At 43.2% G+C, this 366-nt stretch carries 1 pseudogene; it reads right to left on the bottom strand.

What is annotated here, in order from left to right:
- Positions 1-280: pseudogene (locus tag ACTHS3_RS17290) on the bottom strand (capsule biosynthesis protein CapC); the annotation flags it as partial.
- Between the last annotated feature and the right edge of the window lie 86 nt (positions 281-366).

Here is a 366-nt window from a genome sequence, read left to right as displayed (position 1 = left end):
ATATTTCATTACCTACTGTAGATTTCCTGTTTAAAAACATCAGCCAAGGTACGAGGAAGGTGGCAAGGTTGAGATCGTGGTTAGAACGGAAACGGTTGGATAAAAAGGCTTCAATCTCAGTACGGTAGTGCTGCCAAGCAAATTGAAAGCTGCTTTTATGCAGTGGGATATAGGTGTGTACTAACGGACGGTCGATGTGGCAATCGTAGTGCTGTTGTAATAGTGCGATGCAGTTTTTTGAGGCGGAAAGAGTGGGTGTATCGGTTCCTCTTTCAGACATTTGTTTTAGGCTTTTGTCTGCAATAAAAAGTGAAGCAATCCCGTTGGCGTGAAAAAAATGTTCCTTCGGTAATGGTCGGGCAACAA

The sequence above is a fragment of the Neisseria sp. P0009.S007 genome (genome assembly GCF_051962515.1).
The sequence above is the reverse complement of the archived record's forward strand: the minus strand, read 5'-3'. Positions and strand labels throughout refer to the sequence as shown.